Below are 21,920 nucleotides of genomic sequence, written 5' to 3' on the forward strand. Positions count from 1 at the left end.
GCTTGTTGCCGCCGCTCTTTTCGATCGGCTCGTCGAACGGATTGGACTTTTCGCAGCCGTACTACTTCAACATTGCGCCGAACCGCGACCTGACAGTGACGCCACGCATCATTTCGAAGCGTGGAGTGCAATTGCAGCAGCTGTATCGCTATCTTTCGCCGACTTACTCGGGGACGTTTTACGCCGACTTTCTTCCTGACGACGAGCAGACGCATACCAATCGCTACGGCATTTTCTGGCAGCACCACCAGAATCTCGGCAATGGCTTCGCGGCGTACGTCAACTACAACCGCGTGTCGGACGCGAATTACCCGTACGACCTTGGCAATGCGGGCAATCAATTCCTCGTCGGCGCCCAGCTCGTCTATCAGCAGGAAGTCGGCCTCACGTACAATAGCGGGCCGTGGTCAGTGCTGCTGCGCGAGCAGCACTGGCAGTCCTTTTATACGGCCGCTTCGGGTGACACGCCGTATGGGCGCGAACCGCAGGTCAACGTCAAGTACGCGAAGTACAACGTCAACGGTTTCGATTACGGCGCCGAAGGTGACCTGACGCGCTTTACCATCACGACCGGGAACTTGACGCAGGGCAACCGGTTCGTCTTCAACCCGTATCTGTCGTACGGCATCAACGGGCCGGGTTATTTCGTCGTGCCGAAGGTGCAGGAGCACTTTGCGGCGTACAACCTGACGTCGATCGGGACGGATGTGCCGGTTGGTACGCCGAAGAACTTTACGGAATCCATTCCGACCTTCAGCTTAGACAGCGGACTTGTTTTTGAGCGCTCGGTCCGGCTTTTCGGCAGCGACTATATCCAGACGCTCGAGCCGCGGCTCTATTACGTCTATACGCCTTTCCGCAACCAGAATGATGCGCCGCTCTTCGACACGGCCGCCGACGATTTCGGCCTCGCGGAAATCTTCACGCCGAACACGTTCGTCGGTAACGACCGTATTGCCGACGCCAATCGCCTCACGGCGGCTCTGACGACACGCTTCATCGATCCAAACACGGGTGACGAGCGTGCGCGTTTCGTCCTCGCGCAGGAGTACTACTTTACGGATCAGCGCGTGACGCTCGTGCCGGGCACGGTGCCATCCGCGGCGAGTCATTCGAACGTGATCGTGGGCGGCTCGGCCAAGATCGGGGGCGGTTTCGCTTCGCAAGCCACCTTCCAATATAATGCTGACCTAAATCAGGTCGTCCAGACGAGCGCGGGCTTTGGCTATAGCGCAGGCGATCGCAAGGTCATCAACGTGTCGTATCAATACGAGCGTGCTGATCTGGCGCTTAATAACAACCAGCCGATCAACCAGTTTTTGATTTCTGCCGAATGGCCGCTTACGCGACGGCTCTATGGCGTCGGGCGGATCAACTATGATCTCGGCGGCGGTAGCCTCGTCGACGGTCTTATTGGCTTCCAGTACGATGCCGATTGCTGGTCGCTCGGCGTTGGCGTGCAGCGCTACATAAACGGCGTCAACACGACGACGCTGCAAGGGTCGAGTGGAACACGCTTTCTCGCGCAGCTGACGCTAAAGGGCCTGTCGCACATCGATAACGGGCTGACTCAGGCGTTCAGGGCTGGCGTGCAAGGCTACATGCCACCGCCGCCGCCGGGACCGCCGCTGTCGCGGTTTTCCGATTACGAGTGAGTTGATGAGGCTTTGAAGCCTGTCGAATGGCGCACATAGGCGCAAGTCATCTCGCAAATGGGGTAGGGCGGTGTTTTACGGCCCGTCATGCAATGGAGTAGCTGTGGCAATCACCAAAAAGCTTCGCTTGGCGACACTCGCGACGGGTCTCGCCGGCGCTTGTAGCCTTTTCATCCTAGTGCCGGCATCGCCGGCCGCGGCGCAGGCATTGCAGGGCCAGAGTAGTGCACAGCCGGCTAGCACCGGTCAGAGTGCTCAAACAGTCGATTCGGTCGTGGCCATCGTCAACGACGACGTCATCACCGAGCGCGAGCTGCAGACGCGCCTCGATCTCGTTACGCACCGCCTTCAGCAACAAAATGCGCCTTTGCCGCCGGCTGACCAGCTCAAACAGCAGGTGCTCGATCAAATGGTGGTTGAGCGCATCCAGGTGCAAAGAGCGAAGGACGACGGCATCACTATCGACGATGCGGCCGTGCAGCAGACCCTGCAGCGTCTCGCGCAAGCGAACAACATGACGCTCGATGTCTACCAGGCTCGGATCGTGGCTCAGGGGGTGCCGTGGTCTGTCTTCATTCGCGATGCTCGCACTGAGCTCACGCTGTCGAAACTGCGCGAGCGCGAGGTCGACAGCAAGATCAGCGTATCCGATGCCGAGGTCGCCAACTACATTGCAAGCCAGCGCGGCCCTGGTGCGAAGACGGAGCAGGATCTGCACATCGAGCACATTCTCGTGAAAGTGCCAGATGGCGCGCCGCAAGACGTGCTGGCCGCAGCCCAGAAAAAAGCTGAGGCGATTCTCGCGCGTGCGAAGGGCGGTGCAAACTTCACGTCGCTCGCCAAGAGCGATTCGCAGGCCACCGACGCGAAAAAAGGGGGGGATCTCGGCTTCCTGGCGCCGACGCAGCTGCCCGATGAGTTTGTCGCGGCGTCCTCGCTGCTGCGCCCCGGACAGGTCAGTCCGGATCTGGTCCGTACCAGCGAAGGCTTTGAGATCGTAAAGCTCGTTGACCGGCGCACCGGCGTGGGCGGATCTGCCAGCGCGACGCCGAAGCTCTTGCAGACGCACGTGCGCCATATCCTGCTGCGCGTCGGCCCGGGCGGTCTGTCGGAGCAGGACGCCCGCCAGCGGGAGCTCCAGATTCGTCAAGAGATCGAGTCCGGCCAAGGCGATTTCGCCAAGTTCGCGCAGACGTACTCGCAAGACGGTTCGGCCGCGCAGGGCGGCGATCTCGGCTGGATCAGCCCGGGCGAAACCGTGCCGGAGTTCGAACGCGCCATGAACAGTCTTAAGGAAGGCGACGTGAGCGAGCCCGTGCGCAGCGAGTACGGCTATCACCTGATCCAGGTGCTCGGCCGCCGTGATGCGCCGGGCTCAGTGCAGCAGCAGATGGAGCTCGCGCGCCAGGCCATCGGTCAGCGCAAGGCCGAGCAGGCATACGCCGATTGGCTACGTGAATTGCGCGATTCGGCCTACGTCGAGTACAAGCTCGGCAGCTCGGTCGCGCAGCAGTAGCAGGCCCATCCCATGCGGCGGCGAAGCACTGACGCAATGAGTCAATGAGTCGTAATGACCAGTGAGTCTGCAGTGATGACGAATGCCAATCGTACCCCTCTGCACATTGCGCTGACGACGGGCGAGCCTGCCGGCGTCGGTCCCGAACTCGCTGCGGTGGCGCTCGCGGGCGCCGCCGCACATTGGCCCGATGTGCAGTTTTCGGTGCTGGGCGACGCCGCCTTGCTCGAGGCGCGCGCGCGTGCGGTCGGTGTCGACTGGGCCGCGCTTGTCGGCGGCACGGCCGCCCGGGTGCGTGTAGAGCGGCTGTCGCTTGCTGTGCCCGCCGTGGCCGGCCAGCTCGATGCCGCAAACGGACGCTACGTGCTCGGATTGCTCGATGCCGCCATCGACGGCGCACTCGCCGGTCGGTTCGATGCGATCGTTACCGCACCGCTGCAAAAAAGTACGATCAACGATGCCGGCGTGCCGTTTACCGGCCATACCGAGTACCTGGCGGAGCGTACGGGCACCTTGCGTGTGGTGATGATGCTTGCGGGCACGGGTGTGCGCCCGCTGCGCGTCGCGCTTGCCACGACGCATCTTCCGCTCAGGGACGTGCCGGATGCGCTGACAATCGATGGGCTCGTCGAAACACTGGCGATCATCGATCGCGACTTGCGCCGCGATTTCGGCCTGCCGGTGCCGCGCATTCTCGTCACGGGCCTCAATCCGCACGCGGGCGAGAATGGCTACCTTGGGCGCGAGGAGATCGACGTCATCTCACCCGCCTTGGCACTCGCTGCCCAGCGCGGCATCGATGCACGTGGCCCTTATCCCGCCGATACGCTCTTTCAGCCACGCTACCTCGAGCAAGCCGACTGTGTGCTTGCGATGTTTCACGATCAGGGGTTGCCCGTACTCAAGTACGCGACCTTCGGCGAAGGCGTGAATGTGACGTTGGGGTTGCCGATCATCCGTACGTCCGTCGACCACGGCACCGCGTTGGATCTCGCCGGTACCGGCCGCGCCGATGCGGGCAGTCTCATCGCCGCTATCGATACGGCTGTCGCGATGGCACGCCACCGGCGCGGCGGCTGAGGGCTCCGCGCGCCACGCTTTTTCGATTTCGATTTTTTTTGTCGTCTTTTCCTACCCGATGTCCACCAGCAGACAGCAACAAAGCCGGCAGCACCAAGGCCACTTGGCGCGCAAACGCTTCGGCCAGAATTTTCTTGTCGACATGGGCATCATCGATTCGATTGTCGATGTGATTCGTCCCGAGCGCGGGCAGCGCATGGTCGAAATCGGTCCGGGGCTTGGCGCTCTGACGGAGCCGCTTATCGAGCGGATGGCAACGTCCGATTCGCCACTCCATGCCGTTGAGCTCGACCGCGACCTCATCGCGCGCCTCGAAAGCAAGTTCGGCGGACGCCTCGCGCTGCACGCGGGGGATGCGCTCGCGTTCGACTTCGGCTCGCTCGTCGACACGAGAGAGAAACCGACGCTGCGCATCGTCGGCAATCTGCCTTACAACATTTCGAGCCCGCTGCTGTTCCATTTGATGGCGTTCGCGCCGATCGTCGCCGATCAACATTTCATGTTGCAAGATGAGGTTGTCGAACGCATGGTGGCGCAGCCGGGGACGAAGGCGTTCGGACGCTTATCGGTCATGCTGCAATATCGGTATGTGATGGACAAGCTGCTCGACGTGCCGCCCGAATCCTTTCAGCCGCCGCCGAAGGTCGACTCGGCGATTGTACGGATGATTCCCTATGCGCCGGAAGAATTGGCGCGCGTCGACGTGAGGGTGCTCGGGGAATTTGTCACGGCGGCGTTCTCGCAGCGTCGCAAGATGCTGCGCAATACGCTGTCGGCGTATCGTGAGCACGTCGACTTCGACGCGCTCGGGTTCGACCTGTCGCGGCGGGCGGAGGAGGTGTCCGTCGAGGAATACGTGAGGATCGCGCAGGCGCTGCCACGGGGTTAATGTCGGGTCCGAAGCACCATTTGCGCATTCTTGGTAGATTCAGGGCTTTCACCGAACGGGAGTACATCATGCGCTTGCTGCATACGATGCTGCGCGTTGGCGATCTTGATCGCTCGATCGCGTTTTACACGAACTTGCTCGGCATGAAGGTGTTGCGCCGGCAAGACTACCCGGAAGGCCGCTTCACGCTCGCCTTCGTGGGCTACACGGACGAGCGCGAAGGCACGGTCATCGAGCTGACGCAAAACTGGGACACGCCATCGTACGATCTGGGTACCGGCTTCGGCCATCTCGCGATCGAAGTCGAAGATGCCTATGCGGCCTGCGAGAAGATCAAGGCGCAAGGCGGCAAAGTCACGCGTGAGGCGGGCCCGATGAAGCACGGTACGACCGTCATCGCTTTCGTCGAGGATCCGGACGGCTACAAGATCGAGTTCATTCAGGCTAAGACGTATTGATGCCACGATGCGGGCGACCGGTGCGCCGCCTATGTGATGGCGCGTCGTCAAATCGACGGGCCCGTCGCTTCGCACAAGGTGTCTCCTTGAAAGCCGTTATTGCCCGCGCTGCTCTAGCGCGCGGGCAATGGCGCGGGTGCGTGTGACGCAAGTCAGCGCACTGCCAACCGTAATGATGATGAGCGCTGCCGGCAGGCTGTAGTGAGGCCATTCGCCCAGCGCTTCACCTGCGCTCAGCAACGATGCGGCGCTCAGTACCGCCATTCGGTGCTGCTTGGCCATCGGGCCGACAAAGCAGGGCTCGAGGCCGATTGAGCCGCCGAACACCCGCACGTAGGCCGTCAACGCGGCCAAGAGGGCCGCGGCCCAGCCCAGCGACGGCATTCCCGCGGCATAGCCGGCCCCCACGATGAGCAGCGTATCGGCCAGCCGATCCGGAAACTCGTTATAGAGCGCACCCTGCGCCGTCTTCTTTCCGCCTTCCACCGCCAACAGGCCATCGAGCACGTTGCAAAGTAGCCGCATTTGAATCGCGCAAAGTGCAAGCAGCATCGCCCACCCGCTGTCTCGGGCTTGCAGCGCCAACGCGCCGGCAGCGGCAAAGAGGACGCTTGCCACCGAGACCTGGTTCGGCGTAACGGACGTTCTGGCCAAGGCTCCGGCCAGCTTTCGAAGGGTTGCGTTCGAGCGCGATCGGATAGGCCGTCGTGTCTCTGTCATCGCTGCACATCTCCTCGGTAGGTTTTGACGTCATCGTCATCTGCCGATACTGCGTCATTACCTGCGAGCCAGGAGCGGGTCGTCCGAATTTTCAGATGGTTTCGCCAACAACAAGTCGCGCTATTGCACTATCGCGGGCTGCACGACAGGCGCTGAAAGGCTTCGTTTTGTCGGGCGACGTACTTGCGCTCACCGCAAGCGGAAAAAACTCGCCGTGCCCGAGGCGGCACGGGCGAATATCGACGAGGAATGGCAATGGGATGGATAGCGAAGCGCTTGGGCAATGTCGTAGTGTTAATCGCCCGATTGCTGACAGGGGTGCAAGCCCGCTGGCAAGCAGGGCCGCCCAGTTCGTCCCCCAAAGTCTATTTTGCCAACCATTCGAGTCATGGCGATTTCGTGCTCGTTTGGGGATCGCTGCCGCCTTCGCTGCGCGCAGTCACCCGTCCGGTAGCGGGGGCCGACTACTGGAATAGATCGGCGCTGCGTCGTTTTATCGGCAGAGCCGTTTTCACGGCGTTGTTGATCGATCGTACCGCGGGTGCCCCCGCTGGTAACGGCGTTAATGCTGTCGCGCAGATGGAGCAGGCGCTCCGCAATGGCGAGTCGCTGATCCTATTTCCCGAGGGCACCCGCAACACCACACCGGATCGTCTTCTGCCATTCAAAAGCGGGATATTTCATTTGGCACACGCGTGCCCGGCGCTCGAGTTCGTTCCAGTGTGGATAGAGAACCTGAATCGCGTTTTGCCAAAGGGTGAAAGCATTCCCATCCCCGTCTTATGCACGGTTACGTTTGGAGAACCCTTGCACATCGCCACGCATGAACCCAAGGATCGTTTTTTGGCACGCTGCCGTGAAGCGCTGCTTTCTCTCGCACCGGTAGGACAGTGAACATGCTGAATCTGCAATCGTTGGAGCCAATGTGGCTCGTCTTTGGCAGCGTCATTGCCGTGTTGATCATTGCCTCGGTCGTCACCGGGGTTTTGCGTTGGCGCATCGCGAAATGCGCGCCTCACGCGGTCATCGACAATCTCGCGGAACGCGTGTCGGCTTGGTGGTGGATGGTGGGCATTCTTGGCGTCGCATTCGCGCTCGGCCCCCGTGCGGTCATCATTCTCTTTCTTGCGTTGTCATTCTTCGCACTGCGCGAGTTCGTGACGATCACGACGACATCGGGTGGTGACCACCGCGCTGTGGTGGCCGCATTCTTCGTCTTTCTGCCGCTTCAGTACCTGCTCGTGTACCTGCACTGGTATGGCTTGTTCGCGATTCTCATTCCCGTCTACGCGTTTTTGATGATGCCGATTCTCTCGGCGCTGTCCGCGCAGACGCAGAATTTTCTCGAGCGCTGCGCGGGCATGCAATGGGCAGTGATGATCTGTGTGTATTGCGTATCGCATGTACCGGCGCTGATGATTTTGCCGATCCCCGGCTTCGATGGGCGAAACCTGATGCTGATCGTCTTTCTCGTCATTGTCGTGCAAGGCAGTGATGTTCTCCAGTACGTCTGGGGAAAGCTGCTGGGTCGCCATAAGATTGCGCCGCAGCTATCGCCTTCGAAAACGGTCGAGGGTTTCGTCGGCGGGGTGGCGAGCGCCGGGGTGCTTGGCGCGTCGTTATGGAGACTCACGCCCTACGGCTCACCGTGGATTGCGGGTGTGATCGCGCTTGTCATCGCATTGATGGGATTTCTGGGCGGGCTTGTGATGTCTGCTATCAAGCGCGATCGCGGCATCAAGGATTGGGGGCATATGATCCGCGGGCATGGTGGCATGCTCGACCGGCTGGATTCTGTCGTGTTTGCCGCACCGATCTTCTTTCACATCACGCGGTATGGCTGGGTGCCGTGATAATGCGATCAAAGGGCTGGCGCCTCGACAACCTCAAAGGGCCGGCAGCAACTCGGGCGGATGGTGCTTGAGGGTTTGCCGCGCCTCACGGAACTCAGGAAAAATCGATTCGACGGTCTGCCAAAAGCGCGGGCTATGGTTCATCTCGCGCAGATGTGCGAGCTCGTGAGCGACGACATAATCAATAATCGACAGCGGGAAGTGAATGAGCCGCCAGTTAAGCCGAATGCGTCCGTCGCTCGAACAGCTTCCCCAGCGCGTCGCCGCTGATGACAACGCATACCCCTTGAAGCCCACCCCGAGCTTTTGCGCGTAGACGTCAAGGCGCTCGCCGAAAAGCCGCTTTGCCTCGTTTTGCAGCCAGCCTTGCACGCGATCCTTGATTTGCTGCGCGTCAGCGTGCGCGGGCAGGGCAAGTGCGAGCCAGGCCTCGGTCGCATCGAATGCCAATGCGCCGTTTGAGGACGCGAGCGCAATGCGTACCGGTTTGCCCAGGTAGGGAATGTGCGCTCCCTCGCGCCATTCGACGCGCGGCAGCGCCCGCTGCTCGGCGCGCGTCTGCCATTCAGCCAGTTTGGTGAAAATCCACCGTTCCTTGCCCGCAATGGCCGCCTCGATATCGGCCAACGTCACCCAACGCGGTGCTGTGATCGTGAGCCCAGTACCGTCGATTGCAAAGCCGATTGTGCGCCGCGTGGAACGTTTCAGACCGTACTCGAGCGTGCGTCCGCTCAAGATAAGGCGGCGCAGTTTGGCGCCGGGAACCCGCGGTGATGCGGGCGTTTCGTTCGGTGGCGAAGGCGTGTTCTGCGGCGCGCGGGTATCCGGATCGAGTTCGCTGAACAACGGCAAATCCAACTGCCGGCTGTCGAGTGCTTTCGCTGAACAAGGCGTCACGGGTTGTCCCATCGGAGTTCGCGGTTCGATCACATCAAAACTATGCCGGACGCCGGCGCAAATGGCTGCGGGCCGAACGTCAAAGGCGGGCTGCCCCTGCCCCATTGGTATCGGTCGCAGTCGCAGGCTTTCCGTTTTTGCCGCGAATACCCGCAGCCACATCCGGATAGGCGTCCGGGTCGATACGGCGCATCTCGGTTTCGATCCATGTCTCGACGCGCTGGTTCAACTGATCGGGGGTGAGTCCGGTGGTGTCGATCGGTTTGCCGATGGATACGGTGACGACGCCCGGGTATTTCATGAACGAATTGCGCGGCCAGACATGTCCTGCATTGTGCGCAATCGGCACGACGGGCGCTGCGGCTGCGAGCGCAAAACGCACGCCGCCGGTTTTGTATTTGCCCTGGGTGCCGACGCTCGTGCGTGTGCCTTCGGGGAACATGATGACCCATGCGCCCTCGGCCAGTCGCTCGCGCCCCTGCCTGATCACCGACGCAAAGGCATATTTGCCTTCCTTGCGATTGATGTGGATCATCTTGAGCATGCCGAGTGCCCAGCCAAAGAACGGCACGTACAGCAACTCGCGCTTGAAGACATAACACAGCGGCCGCGGCAAGAGCGCTGGCAGCGCAATCGTCTCCCAAGCCGACTGGTGCTTTGCGAGCACCACAGCGGGGCCGTCGGGCAGGTTTTCGAGCCCCTCGACGCGATAGCGGATCCCATTCAGGCGCCGCAGGACGGCGAGCGTGGCGGCACACCAGCCCGCCGCCATCCAGTAGCGCTTGTCGGCACGCAGGAACGGAAATGCGAAGAAGCAGGCCGTGGCATACGGGATCGTGAAGACGATGAGGTAGAGCAGCAGCAAGAACGAGCGGAGAAAGCGCATCGGATTTTGTCGATCGGTTGTCGTCACGCTTCCTGTTCAGCGAGGTACGTGAGTACGAAGGCCTTGAGGTCTTCATGAACGCGCGTCCCCTCGGGCAGATCGCCAAGCGCTAGCGTCTTGTTGCCTTTACCCGTGAGGACGAGGTGCGTAGGGAAGCCGAGCGCCGCGCCGGCCTGCAAGTCGCGCAATGAATCACCGACGACAGGGGTAGTCGACGGATCGATTTCGTATCGCTCGACGATTGTTTTCAGGAGACCGGGCTTCGGTTTCCTGCATTCGCACTCGTCTTCCGCCGTGTGTGGGCAGAAAAATACGGCATCGATGCGCCCGCCGACGGCCGCAGCCGCGCGTTGCATCTTGACGTGCATCGCGTTGAGCGCGGCCATATCGAATAGTCCCCGCCCAATGCCCGATTGATTCGATGCCACGACGACGCGATAGCCGGCGTGATTGAGCCGGGCGATTGCTTCGAGGCTGCCCGGAATCGCGACCCATTCTTCGGGGGACTTGATGAACGCGTCGGAGTCAATGTTGATGACGCCGTCGCGATCGAGGATGACGAGCTTCTTGATGGAAGTCATGATGGTCGTCCGTGCATCGTCAGGCTGCGAGCTTCGAAATGTCGGCGACGCAGTTCATTTGCGCATGCAGTGCGGCAAGCAGTGCCAAACGGTTCTTGCGCAGCGCGTCGTCTTCCGCGTTCACCATGACGTCGTTGAAAAACGTATCCACCGGATCGCGCAGCGCTGCGAGCGCCGATAGCGCATGCGTATAGTTGCGCTCGGCAAGCTGCGACTGCACGGTCGGCCAGACTGCGTTCAGGCGCTCGTTGAGCATGCGTTCGGCATTCTCGACGAGCAGGCTCACGACGATATCGTGGCTCATCGCGCCGGCCGAAGCGGCGATGCCGTCGGCGCGGGGAGTCGCCGCTTCGGCTTCCGACTTCCTGAGGATATTGGTGATCCGCTTGTTGGCTGCCGCCAGCGCACCGGCTTCCGGCAACGCGGTGAACTCGCGCACGGCGTCAAGCCGCGCGACGATATCGTCGAGCCGTCTCGGCTCGAGGCTCAGCACGGCCTCGATTTCTCCCGTCGCATAGCCGCGCTCGCGCAACATCCCGCGCAGGCGGTCCATGAAAAAGACGTAGAGCGCATCGGTCGAATCCGCAACGTTCGGCTCGTTCGCGAAGCACGTGTGTGCCGCGCACAGCAAGTCGACGAGATCGATCGGCAGCTGCTTTTCGATCAGAATGCGCAGCACGCCGAGCGCGTGGCGGCGCAGGGCGAAGGGATCCTTTTCGCCCGTCGGCACGAGGCCGATGCCCCAGATGCCTGCGAGCGTCTCGAGCTTGTCTGCGAGTGCAACGGCCGTGCCTACCGGCGCCGACGGCAAGGCATCGCCCGAAAATCGCGGCTGATAGTGCTCGGTGCAGGCGAGGGCGACTTCCTCCGCTTCACCGTCGTGACGAGCGTAATACGTGCCCATCGTGCCTTGCAGCTCCGGAAACTCCCCGACCATGTCGGTCAGCAAGTCCGCTTTGGCGAGGTAGGCGGCACGGCGAGCCTGCTCGACGTCTGCGCCCACGAGAGGCGCAATCGCACCCGTCAACGTGACGAGGCGCTGAACGCGCGAGAGCTGCGTGCCGAGCTTGTTGTGATAAACGACGTTCGCGAGCAGCGGTACGCGCTCGCCAAGTGGCTTCTTCTTGTCCTGTTCGAAGAAGAACTTCGCGTCGGCCAAGCGCGGGCGGACCACGCGCTCGTTGCCTTCGACGATCTCGCCCGGGGTCGCCGTCTCAATGTTGGAGACGATGAGAAAGCGCGAGCTCAGCTTGCCGCCCGCGTCGGTCATCGCAAAGTACTTCTGGTTCGTCTGCATCGTGAGGATCAGGCATTCCTGCGGCACTTGCAGGAACTCGTCCTCGAAGCGGCATTCGTAGACGACCGGCCATTCGACGAGTGCCGTCACTTCATCGAGCAGCGCGTCGGGCATCAAGACCTTGTCGGCACGCGCTTGCGTGACGAGCTGCTCGGCGATGCGCTCGCGGCGTTGCGCGAAGTTGGCGACGACGCGGCCTTTCGTTTCGAGCGTTGAGGCATATTCGTCGGCGTGCAGGATCGCCACCAGGCCGTCGGAGAGGAACCGATGTCCGATCGTCGTATCGCCGGCATCGATGCCGAATGCGGTGACGGGAACGACTTCACTGCCGTGCAACACAGTTAGACGCTGCACGGGACGCACGAATTGAACGTTCGTGCCATCCGGTCGTTGATACGTCATGACCTTCGGGATCGGCAGCTTGGCGAGCGCCTCGTCGAGGGACGTTTGCAGGCCGTCGACGAGCGTGGCTCCGGCGGCCGAGTAGCGCAAATAAAATGCCTCGGCCTTGCCGTCCGAAGCCCGCTCGAGGTTTTCGAGCGGCGTGTCGGGAAAGCCCAGCGCGGCGAGTTTTTTCGCGAGCGGGGCGGTGGGTGCGCCGTTTTTATCGAGCGCAACCGACACCGGCAGCACCTTTTCGCGGACTTCCTTGTCAGGCGCCGTGGCGCGCACGTGCCGAACCAGGACAGCCAGGCGGCGCGGCGTTGCAAACTGCTCGAATGATGGCTCGCCTTCGATGAGATCGCGTGCCGCGAGCCGTTCAACGAGGCCCTGTGCAAAGGCATCGCCGAGCCGTGCCAGCGCTTTCGGCGGCAATTCCTCGGTCAACAGTTCGACGAGCAGGGAGGCGGTGTGGGCTTGATTCATATTGGGTCTCGTCATTTCTCGTCGATCGCGCGTTCCGCTTTGAGCGGCGGCGCCCAGGCCGGCATCGCGGCATCTTGCTCGTCAGTCGTCAGGCCGCGTGCGGCATGCACCGGATTGCCGAGCATCGGAAAGCCGAGCTTTTCGCGCGACTCGAAGTACGCCTGCGCCACGAGCCGCGAGAGCGCGCGGATCCGGCCGATATAGGCGGCACGCTCGGTGACGGAGATCGCACCGCGCGCGTCGAGCATATTGAACGTGTGCGCCGCTTTCAGCACGAGTTCATAAGCGGGCAGCGCCAACTGCGTCTCGATCATGCGCTTCGCTTCCGACTCGTAGTTTGCGAACTGCGTGAAGAGCAGATCGACGTTCGCGTGCTCGAAGTTATAGGTCGATTGCTCGACCTCGTTCTGATGATAGACGTCGCCATAGGTGAGACGCCGCAGCTCCGGCCCGTTCGGACCAATCTCTTCCCATTCCGTCCAGACGAGGTCGTAGACGTTCTCGACCTTTTGCAGGTACATGGCGAGACGCTCGAGCCCGTAGGTGATTTCGCCCAGCACGGGTTTGCAGTCGAGGCCGCCCACCTGCTGGAAGTACGTGAACTGCGTGACTTCCATGCCGTTCAGCCAGACTTCCCAACCGAGGCCCCAGGCGCCGAGCGTCGGGTTCTCCCAGTCGTCTTCGACGAAACGCACGTCGTTTTGCTTCAAGTCGAAGCCGAGCGCGTCGAGCGAGCCAAGATACAGATCGAGGATGTTTTCGGGCGCGGGCTTCAGTACGACCTGATACTGGTAGTAGTGCTGCAGACGGTTCGGATTCTCGCCATAGCGGCCGTCCTTCGGGCGGCGCGACGGTTGAACATACGCGGCGCGCCACGGCTCGGGGCCGATGGCACGCAAGAACGTATGGACGTGCGAGGTGCCGGCGCCGACTTCCATGTCGATAGGCTGAAGCAGCGCGCAGCCCTGTTTGTCCCAATAGGACTGCAGCGTCAGAATGATTTGCTGGAACGTGAGCATGTCGTGCCTTTTGCGGCGGGCGGCGCGGCGTGTGCGCCCCGATTCCGCCGAGGTGCCGAAAAATCGGCCGCGCCTTTGTCTTGCCTGTGCGGGCCAGGGCGGGCCGGCGACCTTGGTCGCGGCCCGCTGCTAAAGCGATGAATTTTACCGGATTGGTGCGGCATTGAGACTTTCGTCGGCGAGACGGCCCGCCGTTCGCGTTGGTCTCATGTTGTGTGGCCCTTGTGAGAAGCGCTGGGCGTGGCACCGGTCTCCCTGTTTTGTCATTCGGTCAGCACCGCGCCTGCTCGCCCTCCATGGCGGGCAGGCAGACGTTCAGGCGGCGGTGCGCGCTCGCCGATCCCGCTTGAGTGCCAAACCGAGCGCGAGCAACAGCGCGAGCGATACGGCGATTACCGGCGTATTTCCCGCTGCAATGTAGGGCGTGCGCCCCGCCATGCCTTGGACGCTGACATCCAGTGAGCCTACGCTCATCACGGGCAGCCGGGCGAGCACGCGGCCGTGTGCGTCGATGGCTACTGTCGCGCCCGTATTGGTCGCGGCGACCAGGGGGCGACCGGTCTCGATCGTGCGCATGCGCGCCATCTGCAAGTGCTGATCGAGTGCGATCGTATCGCCGAACCAGGCGAGGTTCGAGATGTTGACGAGCACACCGGCGGGTGTGGCCGTTTCGCGCAGCGTCCGGGCGATCTCCTCGCCAAAAATGTCCTCGTAGCAGATGCCGATGTCGACCGGCTGATTTCGCACCATGAACGGTTCTTGCACCGGCTTGCCACGTGCGAGATCACCGAGCGGGATGTTCATGAGCTGCACGAACCAGTGAAAGCCCCAAGGCACGAATTCGCCAAAGGGCACCAGATGGCGTTTGTCGTAGCGGTAGAGCGCGTTGGATCCCGGCGTGATGCCGAAAAGGCTGTTCGTGGGATCAGTGATCTGGCCATCGGGCGTGATCGTCGCGCCGAACGCACCCAACAGCACCGAGGAGCCGGTTTGGTCGGCAAACGCGCGCACGCTGCGCGTGAAGGGCTCGGGAAACTGCTGCGGAAGGAGCGGGACGGCCGTTTCAGGTGTGATGATCAGATCCGCGGGCTTGTCGGTGATCATCTTTTGATAAAGCGCGGTAGCCGCCAGCACGCCGGCTTCATCGAACTTCATCTCCTGCTTTACGTTGCCCTGGAGCAGGCGCACCGTGAGCGGCGCGTTGGCCGGTTGGGTCCATGCGACCCGCGAGAGCAAGATGCCGCTTGCGATCACTGCAAGCGCAAGCAAGGCAGGCCATGCCGCCGCCGCTTGGTGCGCGCGCGGGCGATCCACTTTCGAGGCATGTAAGGCAACGGCCTGCACAGACTGCACAACGAGCGCGGCCACGAGCGCCGTCATCCAGCTGACGCCGTAGACGCCGACGATGGGCGCGAAGCCGGAGAGGGGGCCGTCGACCTGCGCATAGCCGCTCGCGAGCCATGGGAATCCCGTGAACACTGTGCCGCGCAGCCATTCAGCCAGTGCCCATGCACTCGCGAACGCGAACGCGCCACGCCAAGTCAGTGCGAAAGGGCGTACGCGGCTTCGGCCGTTGTCCGCATGACCGACGCACAAGGACCAAAGGCCTGCGGCGAGCGCTGGGTAAAGCGCCAAGTACAGCGAAAAGAGCACAAGTGCCGCACCGGCGAGCGGGGCGGCCATGCCGCCGTAGTCATGCATGCTGACGTAGAGCCACCAGACACCCGTGACGAAATTTCCGAAGCCAAATACGCCACCTGTCAGGGCCGCACTTTTCCAGCTTGTCGTGCGTGCGAGCCACGCATAGAGAAAGGCGAAAATCGCGAGCCCGAGCCAGCCGCCATGTGGCGTGGGCGAGAACGAGAGCGTATTCGCCGCGCCGGCGGCCAGTGCGACGAGGTAGTGCCAAGCGGGCCGCGACTGGCTTGCGGGCTCGCTGTCAGGGTTCAGGGCTGTGCCGCCATTAGCGGCATGGGTCTCGATTGAGGCGCTTGCGCTTGGCCGCAAGCGCGAGAAGGTCGGCTCGGCCACTCAGTTCTCCGCGTGCTCCGGTTCCGGTTCACGCTGGCCGGCGATCGGATCGCGCCGCACGAGCAGCATATGAACCTGGCGCGCATCGCCACGCAGGATCTCGAAGACGAGATCGTCGATGCGAGCGCGTTCGCCGCGATGCGGCACGCGCCCGAAATGGTGAGTCACCAGCCCGCCGATCGTATCGACTTCATCGTCGGGGAATTGCGTGCCGAACGTCTCGTTGAACTGTTCGATTTCGGTCAGTGCGCGCACGCGGTAGCGACCGTCGGGTGATGCGATGATGTTGCCGCTCTCCTCGTCGAAGTCGTACTCGTCCTCGATGTCGCCAACGATCTGCTCGAGCACATCCTCGATCGTGATGAGGCCGGCGACGCCACCGTACTCATCGACGACGATTGCAATGTGGTTGCGGTTGACGCGAAAGTCATGCAGCAGCACGTTCAGACGCTTCGATTCGGGAATGAACACGGCCGGGCGCAGCATGCCGCGCACGTCGAAGTCTGCTTCTGCGTAATAGCGCAAAAGGTCTTTCGCGAGCAGCACGCCGATCACGTTGTCGCGATTGCCTTCATAGACGGGGTAGCGCGAGTGCGCCTTGTCCAGCACGAACGGGATGAATCGATCGGGGCTTTCTGCGATGTTGATGGCGTCCATCTGTGCACGCGGGACCATGATGTCGCGTGCGCACAAATCGGATACCTGAAACACGCCTTCGATCATCGACAGCGAATCGGCATCGATGAGACTGCGCGCGTGCGCATCTTGCAGGATGTCGAGCAACTCGCTGCGCGTTTCCGGTTCGGGAGAAATGAAATCGGTCAGACGCTCAAGCAGCGAGCGTTTTTCCTGCGGTTTGCCAGTGTTTCGTCGACTGGGATAAGAGTCGTTCATGGTAGAGCGTCCGAGACGGCCGGACGCGTGATCAACGGAAAGTTAAGCATACACCACGCGAGAAGACACTCCATGTTCGCATTGTCCTGATAAAGTCGCGCAGCGCGTCTATGCAAGGCGCATACCGCATGCATCGTTCGCATGCCATTGGTTTTTTCCCAGTTTTTTGCGCAATAGGAATATGTCGGAAGAATTTGAACTGCACGGTCCCCACGACGATGCCCTTGAGCACGCAGCTCATGGCGCTCACGCTGCCAAATCCGAAGGGCACCACGGATCGGGCGACCCGTTTGCCGGGCGAGTGGCAGTGATGACGGCAGTGCTCGCCACGCTCGGTGCTTTCTACACGTACCAAGGCGGCTCGACGGAAGGACTCGCGCTCTTTTACAAGAACGAAGCGGCGATTCGCAAGACCGAGGCCGCCGATCAGTGGAACTACTTTCAGGCCCAAGGGCAGAAGCAAAACCTCGCGGAGCTCGGGGAGGTGCTGACGGCGAACGATCCCAAGGCGAGCGCCAGGTTTACGGCCGACATCGACAAATACAAAAAACGAAAGGAGCCGATTCGCGTGCACGCGGAGGCGCTAGAAAAATCGGTGCTCGACGCGGACGCCGCGAGCGAGCAGCAGTTGCACATGCATCATCGCTGGGCGCAAGCGACGACATTGACGCAAGTTGCCATTTCCTTGGCGGCCATTACGTTGCTGACGCGGCGCAAGTGGCTGCTGTATACCTCGCTTGCGGTGGCGGGCGGCGGCGTGCTCGTTGGCATCGCGGCGGCCTGCGGCCTGTGATGGCGTGATGTGATGAGGGCGGTGATGGCGAGCCCTCGCGCGGGCGCCTCGCGCCGGGGAAGCAAGCCCTAACTTCCGGCGCAGCGCTTGAGCAGCGCCTCGAGCGCGCGATCCGGTATGCCGCTTTCCCGCAGCGCTTCGACGGTACGGCTCACGTAATCGATCGTGGTGCCGTAGCGTCCCTGCGCACACCCGAACACCCTCCTGATCACGGAGTCCGGGAGCTTGCCGGTATAGGTCAATACATCGCGCCGCATGACGAAAGCGAGTGCGGGCACGTTGCGCCCGTCGGCGAGCCGGCAGGGCAGCCACGCGGGCCGGTACGAGCCCATTGGCATCTCACGTCGCCAGAGTGCTTGCAGATGGGGCATCGCCGTTTCGCCCGAGAGACGGAAGGCAACGCCTGTACACGAGCCGCCGCGGTCCAGCGCAAGCACGAGCCCCGGTTGCTCAGGCGTGCCGCGGTTCACGCGAGACCATAAATAGAGCCCGCGGTGATAGCCGCTAATGCGTGCACGGACGCTTTCGGCGGCCGGCATCCCGGGGTTCCAGATGAGCGACCCATAGCCGAAGAGCCATAGATCGTTTTGGCCGTCCCAGTCCTTGAGCATACGGCCAAGCGATGCGGCGAGCTCAGCGTCGGACAGCAGACGCGCCTCGCCGAGCAGCGGCGGATAGCCGTCATCGCCGGCGGCGGGTGCGTCGTTATCGAGGCGGGGGGCGGAAAGGTCGGGCAATCGGGCCATATCGGGTTCAACGCGCCGGGGCCGCGATAGGAGCGCTTATCGCTCGCGCTCGCGGTAAGGGTCGGGGAAGCCGAGCTGCCCGAGGATCTCGGTTTCGAGCGCTTCCATTTCCAGCGCTTCGTCCTCGACTTCGTGATCGTACCCCTGAGCGTGCAGTGTACCGTGCACAATCATATGCGCGTAATGCGATTCGAGCGATTTGTGTTGCGTCTGCGCTTCTTGCTCGATGACAGGACAGCAGACGATGATGTCGCCCGTGACAGGATCCTCCTCCTGCTCGGCATAGGCGAACGTCAGCACATTCGTTGCGTAGTCCTTGCCGCGGTAGGTGCGATTGAGCACGCGGCCTTCATCCGCATCGACGAAACGCAGCGTCAGTTCTCCGTCGGCGAACAGGGCCGCCTTGACCCAGCTCGCGACGCGAGCGCGCGTCAACAGCGCCTTGTGGTTCGGATAGGACTGAGCCGCAGGAAATTGCAGCGTCAGCGTCAGTCGGGGCGCGCGGGTCGTGCTCATGCAGATGGGCGGCGGTCGTTGTCGGATGGCGGGGAGGCGGTGATCGATAAGCAGGGCGCCGGTGCGGCGCCGTTACCGGTCTTCGCGCCCGAACGCATCTTTCTTCTCTGGATGCGCATGCTGGTCGTACGCCTCGACGATGCGCGCAACGAGCGGGTGACGCACGACGTCAGCGCTCGTGAAGCGCGTCAGTGCAATGCCGCGCACGTCCGCAAGCACCTGCTGCGCTTCGATCAAGCCGCTCTTCGCGCCACGCGGCAAATCGACCTGCGTCGTATCGCCTGTCACCACGGCTTTCGAGCCGAAGCCGATGCGTGTGAGGAACATCTTCATCTGCTCCGGCGTCGTGTTTTGCGCCTCATCGAGAATGATGAACGCGTGATTGAGCGTGCGCCCTCGCATATACGCGAGCGGGGCGATCTCGATCATCTGGCGCTCGAACATCTTCGCTGTCTTGTCGAATCCGAGCAGATCGTACAGCGCGTCGTAAAGCGGGCGCAGGTACGGGTCGACTTTCTGCGCAAGGTCGCCCGGCAGAAAGCCCAGGCGCTCGCCGGCTTCCACGGCCGGGCGCGTCAGCACGATCCGTTTGACTTGATCGCGCTCGAGCGCATCGACGGCGCAAGCGACGGCAAGGTAGGTCTTGCCCGTGCCGGCCGGCCCGACGCCGAACGTGACATCGTGCGCGACGATCTGCTTCAAATAGGTGCGTTGCGCCGGCGTGCGCCCGCGCAGGTCGGCCCGGCGCGTGTACAGCTTCGGTCCGAGCTCTTCGGCGTTCTCGTCGTCGATGCCGGCCGGCTCGTCGAACGGATGGTCCGGGTCGAAGCGTGCGCCCGCTTCGAGCGGGCTCTCGGCGTTCGCGCCAACGCCGGACAGGTTGCCCGGATGACGCGCTTCGACGAGTGCGAGCTGGATGTCATCGACGGACAACGGCTCGCGCGCGCGGTTGTAGAACGTTTCGAGCGCACCCAGCGCAAGCTTCGCGCCGCGCCCGCGGATGGCAATCCGATGTCCGCGCCGTTGCAGCGTCACGTCAAGCGCCTGCTCGATCTGCCGCAAATTTTCGTCGAGCGGTCCGCAGAGGTTGGCAAGGCGCGCATTGTCATCGCGCGGCGCGGTGAATTCCAGTGGCTGAGCAGTTTTCAAGATAAAACGAAAGTCCTGAGACGAGAGTCCTCAATGTGTCGCCGCGTCGATTAGCAGCAACTCGCCACGCAGCGAATGCGGATAAGCATGATTGATGCGCACATCGATCATCTGGCCGATGAGACGCGGGTGCGCTGCGACCGGCGCCGGGAAGTTCACGACCCGGTTGTTGGCGGTGCGCCCCGCAAGCTCGGTTGGGTCTTTGCGCGACGGCCCTTCGACGAGGATGCGTTCGACCTTGCCCACCATCGACTCGCTGATGCGCACCACATTGGCTTCGATTGTGGCTTGCAAGTGCTGCAAGCGCTTGAGTTTCACCTCACGCGGCGTGTCGTCGTGCAGGTTCGCCGCTGGCGTGCCCGGACGCGGGCTGTAGATGAACGAAAAGCTCGTGTCGTAGCTCATTTCGTCGACGAGTGCCATCGTCTTGTCGAAGTCGGCCTCGGTTTCGCCGGGAAAGCCGACGATGATGTCCGTCGAGAGCGACAAGTCGGGGCGGATCGCACGCAGTCGGCGGATCACCGATTTGTACTCGAGCACGGTGTAGCCTCGCTTCATGGCCATCAGAATGCGATCCGAGCCGTGCTGCACGGGCAAGTGCAGGTGCGAGACGAGCTTGTCCACCTTCGCGTAGACGTCGATGAGCCGTTGCGTAAATTCTTTCGGGTGCGAGGTGGTGTAGCGAATCCGCTCGATGCCCGGCATGTCGGCGACGTACTCGATCAGCGTCGCGAAATCCGCAATCTCGGATGCGCCCGCCGTGAGGGGGCCGAGGTACGCGTTGACGTTCTGTCCCAGGAGCGTCACTTCCCGCACGCCTTGTTCGGCAAGGCCGGCGATCTCGGTCAGTACGTCGTCCACCGGGCGCGAGACTTCTTCGCCACGCGTGTAGGGCACGACGCAGTAGCTGCAATACTTGCTGCAGCCTTCCATGATCGAGACGAAGGCGCTTGGCCCTTCCACGCGCGCGGGCGGCAGGTTGTCGAACTTCTCGATCTCGGGAAACGAGATGTCGATTTGCGGGCGTCCGCTTGCGCGACGCGCGTCGATCATCTGCGGCAAGCGATGCAGCGTCTGCGGACCGAACACGAGATCGACATAGGGCGCGCGCGCGACGATCGATGCGCCTTCCTGACTTGCGACGCAGCCGCCGACACCGATCAGCAACTCGGGTTTCGCTTCCTTCAGTTCGCGCACACGGCCGAGGTCGGAAAAGACCTTTTCCTGCGCCTTTTCGCGCACGGAGCACGTGTTGAACAGAATGACGTCCGCCTCTTCGGGGCTATCCGTCTTGACGAGGCCTTCCGCTTGCCCGAGCACGTCGACCATCTTGTCGGAGTCGTACTCGTTCATCTGGCAACCGAAGGTTTTTACATACACTTTCTTGGGCATAAAGCTCGCCGTTCGCAGTGGTTGACCTGGGGGCGGTAAAAGTCTTAAGGCAAATAGGGCGCGATGCTTGGAGGGCAGCCGGTTGGGCTCGCCGGGGTACGCTGCCTAGCCAGCTATTATAGCCGGTCAAGTCGCGAGGGCTTTGCGTGCCGCAGCCACGAGGCGCTCCCCGGGGCCAAATGGCTCGACAAATTACTGCCATAGAAGGGGTAGCCGTGACGATTCGCTGCAGACGGCGGAGCACGCCTCCTGACTGTGAGCGCCGCCACGGCTTGCGCGTCTGCGTTCGAAGCTTGCAAGGCATGGGAATGTTTCGGCGGCTCGTAGGCACACTGCGGCCATGCCGAAGCGCAGCGAACCTAGGACCGGATGGCGCGAAGGCTGGGCCGCGGGCGTCCCTGCAAGATTGCCGTCGCTGTTGTATTCTGCGGGGCGCCGGATTTCCGGCATTTTTGTGCGTCTTCAGGGCGGGGCGAAATTCCCCACCGGCGGTAGGCCGGCTCGAGTATGAGCCGGTGAGCCCGCGAGCGCCCGCGCTTTTGCGGGGTCAGCAGATCTGGTGCGAAGCCAGAGCCGACGGTCATAGTCCGGATGGAAGAAGATGCGAGAGACTCATAGCGCCTTAGCCGTGCGCCGCGCGGCTCGTGGTGCTCCTTTATCGCCGTGTTGGCTTCGCCTTCG

Annotated in this window: 20 protein-coding genes and 1 riboswitch; of the genes, 8 read left to right on the forward strand and 12 right to left on the reverse strand. The window is 62.3% G+C overall.

What is annotated here, in order from left to right:
- The 5 genes from VL598_RS10995 to gloA form a co-directional block, all read left to right on the forward strand.
- Nucleotides 1-1,655, forward strand: a 1,655-nt coding sequence (locus VL598_RS10995; protein ID WP_325326746.1) for an LPS-assembly protein LptD, incomplete at its 5' end; no start/stop codon positions are given.
- Nucleotides 1,656-1,758: 103 nt separating this feature from the next.
- Nucleotides 1,759-3,171: a peptidylprolyl isomerase gene (locus VL598_RS11000; protein WP_325326747.1), complete on the forward strand. Its 1,413-nt coding sequence runs from the start codon at nucleotides 1,759-1,761 to the stop codon at nucleotides 3,169-3,171.
- Nucleotides 3,172-3,225: 54 nt separating this feature from the next.
- Nucleotides 3,226-4,251 (forward strand): 4-hydroxythreonine-4-phosphate dehydrogenase PdxA, encoded by a 1,026-nt coding sequence (gene pdxA / locus VL598_RS11005; RefSeq protein WP_414718702.1) that lies wholly within the window; start codon nucleotides 3,226-3,228, stop codon nucleotides 4,249-4,251.
- Between the two features lie 58 nt (nucleotides 4,252-4,309).
- Nucleotides 4,310-5,140 (forward strand): 16S rRNA (adenine(1518)-N(6)/adenine(1519)-N(6))-dimethyltransferase RsmA, encoded by an 831-nt coding sequence (rsmA, locus tag VL598_RS11010; protein ID WP_325326748.1) that lies wholly within the window; start codon nucleotides 4,310-4,312, stop codon nucleotides 5,138-5,140.
- 68 nt (nucleotides 5,141-5,208) lie between these two features.
- Nucleotides 5,209-5,598 (forward strand): lactoylglutathione lyase, encoded by a 390-nt coding sequence (gloA, locus tag VL598_RS11015; RefSeq protein ID WP_325326749.1) that lies wholly within the window; start codon nucleotides 5,209-5,211, stop codon nucleotides 5,596-5,598.
- Between the two features lie 96 nt (nucleotides 5,599-5,694).
- Here gloA and VL598_RS11020 read toward each other — a convergent pair whose 3' ends face one another.
- Entirely contained in the window at nucleotides 5,695-6,252 is a 558-nt protein-coding gene (locus VL598_RS11020) for a CDP-alcohol phosphatidyltransferase family protein (protein WP_325326750.1), read from the reverse strand.
- 321 nt (nucleotides 6,253-6,573) lie between these two features.
- Here VL598_RS11020 and VL598_RS11025 point away from each other — a divergent pair, with 321 nt between their 5' ends.
- Nucleotides 6,574-7,212: a lysophospholipid acyltransferase family protein gene (locus tag VL598_RS11025; RefSeq protein WP_325326751.1), complete on the forward strand. Its 639-nt coding sequence runs from the start codon at nucleotides 6,574-6,576 to the stop codon at nucleotides 7,210-7,212.
- Between the two features lie 2 nt (nucleotides 7,213-7,214).
- Nucleotides 7,215-8,171: a phosphatidate cytidylyltransferase gene (locus tag VL598_RS11030; RefSeq protein ID WP_325326752.1), complete on the forward strand. Its 957-nt coding sequence runs from the start codon at nucleotides 7,215-7,217 to the stop codon at nucleotides 8,169-8,171.
- Between the two features lie 33 nt (nucleotides 8,172-8,204).
- Here VL598_RS11030 and VL598_RS11035 read toward each other — a convergent pair whose 3' ends face one another.
- From VL598_RS11035 to VL598_RS11065, 7 genes are all read right to left on the reverse strand, one after another.
- Nucleotides 8,205-9,080, reverse strand: a complete 876-nt coding sequence (locus VL598_RS11035; protein ID WP_325326753.1) for a SprT family zinc-dependent metalloprotease — start codon at nucleotides 9,078-9,080, stop codon at nucleotides 8,205-8,207.
- A 67-nt stretch (nucleotides 9,081-9,147) separates the two neighbouring features.
- Entirely contained in the window at nucleotides 9,148-9,954 is an 807-nt protein-coding gene (locus tag VL598_RS11040; protein ID WP_325326754.1) for a lysophospholipid acyltransferase family protein, read from the reverse strand.
- A 23-nt stretch (nucleotides 9,955-9,977) separates the two neighbouring features.
- Complete coding sequence (gmhB, locus tag VL598_RS11045; RefSeq protein WP_325326778.1) at nucleotides 9,978-10,538, reverse strand: D-glycero-beta-D-manno-heptose 1,7-bisphosphate 7-phosphatase; 561 nt, start codon at nucleotides 10,536-10,538, stop codon at nucleotides 9,978-9,980.
- 16 nt (nucleotides 10,539-10,554) lie between these two features.
- Complete coding sequence (gene glyS, locus VL598_RS11050) at nucleotides 10,555-12,699, reverse strand: glycine--tRNA ligase subunit beta (protein ID WP_325326755.1); 2,145 nt, start codon at nucleotides 12,697-12,699, stop codon at nucleotides 10,555-10,557.
- Between the two features lie 11 nt (nucleotides 12,700-12,710).
- A complete protein-coding gene (gene glyQ, locus VL598_RS11055; RefSeq protein WP_325326756.1) occupies nucleotides 12,711-13,718 on the reverse strand; it encodes a glycine--tRNA ligase subunit alpha in 1,008 nt (335 codons plus the stop codon).
- A gap of 315 nt (nucleotides 13,719-14,033) precedes the next feature.
- Nucleotides 14,034-15,749 carry an apolipoprotein N-acyltransferase gene (gene lnt, locus VL598_RS11060; protein ID WP_325326757.1) on the reverse strand — a complete coding sequence of 572 codons (1,716 nt, stop codon included), beginning with the start codon at nucleotides 15,747-15,749 and terminating at the stop codon, nucleotides 14,034-14,036.
- Nucleotides 15,750-16,643: an HlyC/CorC family transporter gene (locus VL598_RS11065; protein ID WP_325326758.1), complete on the reverse strand. Its 894-nt coding sequence runs from the start codon at nucleotides 16,641-16,643 to the stop codon at nucleotides 15,750-15,752.
- 181 nt (nucleotides 16,644-16,824) lie between these two features.
- Here VL598_RS11065 and VL598_RS11070 point away from each other — a divergent pair, with 181 nt between their 5' ends.
- Nucleotides 16,825-17,436, forward strand: a complete 612-nt coding sequence (locus VL598_RS11070; protein ID WP_325326759.1) for a DUF4337 domain-containing protein — start codon at nucleotides 16,825-16,827, stop codon at nucleotides 17,434-17,436.
- A 68-nt stretch (nucleotides 17,437-17,504) separates the two neighbouring features.
- On the opposite strand, the gene VL598_RS11075 is transcribed toward VL598_RS11070, so the two are convergent.
- The 4 genes from VL598_RS11075 to miaB form a co-directional block, all read right to left on the reverse strand.
- Nucleotides 17,505-18,182: a gamma-glutamylcyclotransferase gene (locus VL598_RS11075; protein ID WP_325326760.1), complete on the reverse strand. Its 678-nt coding sequence runs from the start codon at nucleotides 18,180-18,182 to the stop codon at nucleotides 17,505-17,507.
- Between the two features lie 36 nt (nucleotides 18,183-18,218).
- Nucleotides 18,219-18,698, reverse strand: a complete 480-nt coding sequence (gene ybeY / locus VL598_RS11080) for an rRNA maturation RNase YbeY (protein ID WP_325326761.1) — start codon at nucleotides 18,696-18,698, stop codon at nucleotides 18,219-18,221.
- 72 nt (nucleotides 18,699-18,770) lie between these two features.
- The gene (locus VL598_RS11085; protein ID WP_325326762.1) at nucleotides 18,771-19,847 is read right to left on the reverse strand and encodes a PhoH family protein; all 1,077 of its coding nucleotides are present in this window, start codon (nucleotides 19,845-19,847) and stop codon (nucleotides 18,771-18,773) included.
- 30 nt (nucleotides 19,848-19,877) lie between these two features.
- On the reverse strand, nucleotides 19,878-21,239 hold the full coding sequence (gene miaB, locus VL598_RS11090) for a tRNA (N6-isopentenyl adenosine(37)-C2)-methylthiotransferase MiaB (RefSeq protein ID WP_325326763.1): 1,362 nt from the start codon (nucleotides 21,237-21,239) through the stop codon (nucleotides 19,878-19,880).
- 454 nt (nucleotides 21,240-21,693) lie between these two features.
- A riboswitch (FMN riboswitch) is annotated at nucleotides 21,694-21,846 on the forward strand.
- Nucleotides 21,847-21,920 lie beyond the last annotated feature (74 nt).

Origin of the sequence: Trinickia sp. (assembly GCF_035492435.1) — a bacterium.
GTDB lineage: Bacteria > Pseudomonadota > Gammaproteobacteria > Burkholderiales > Burkholderiaceae > Trinickia.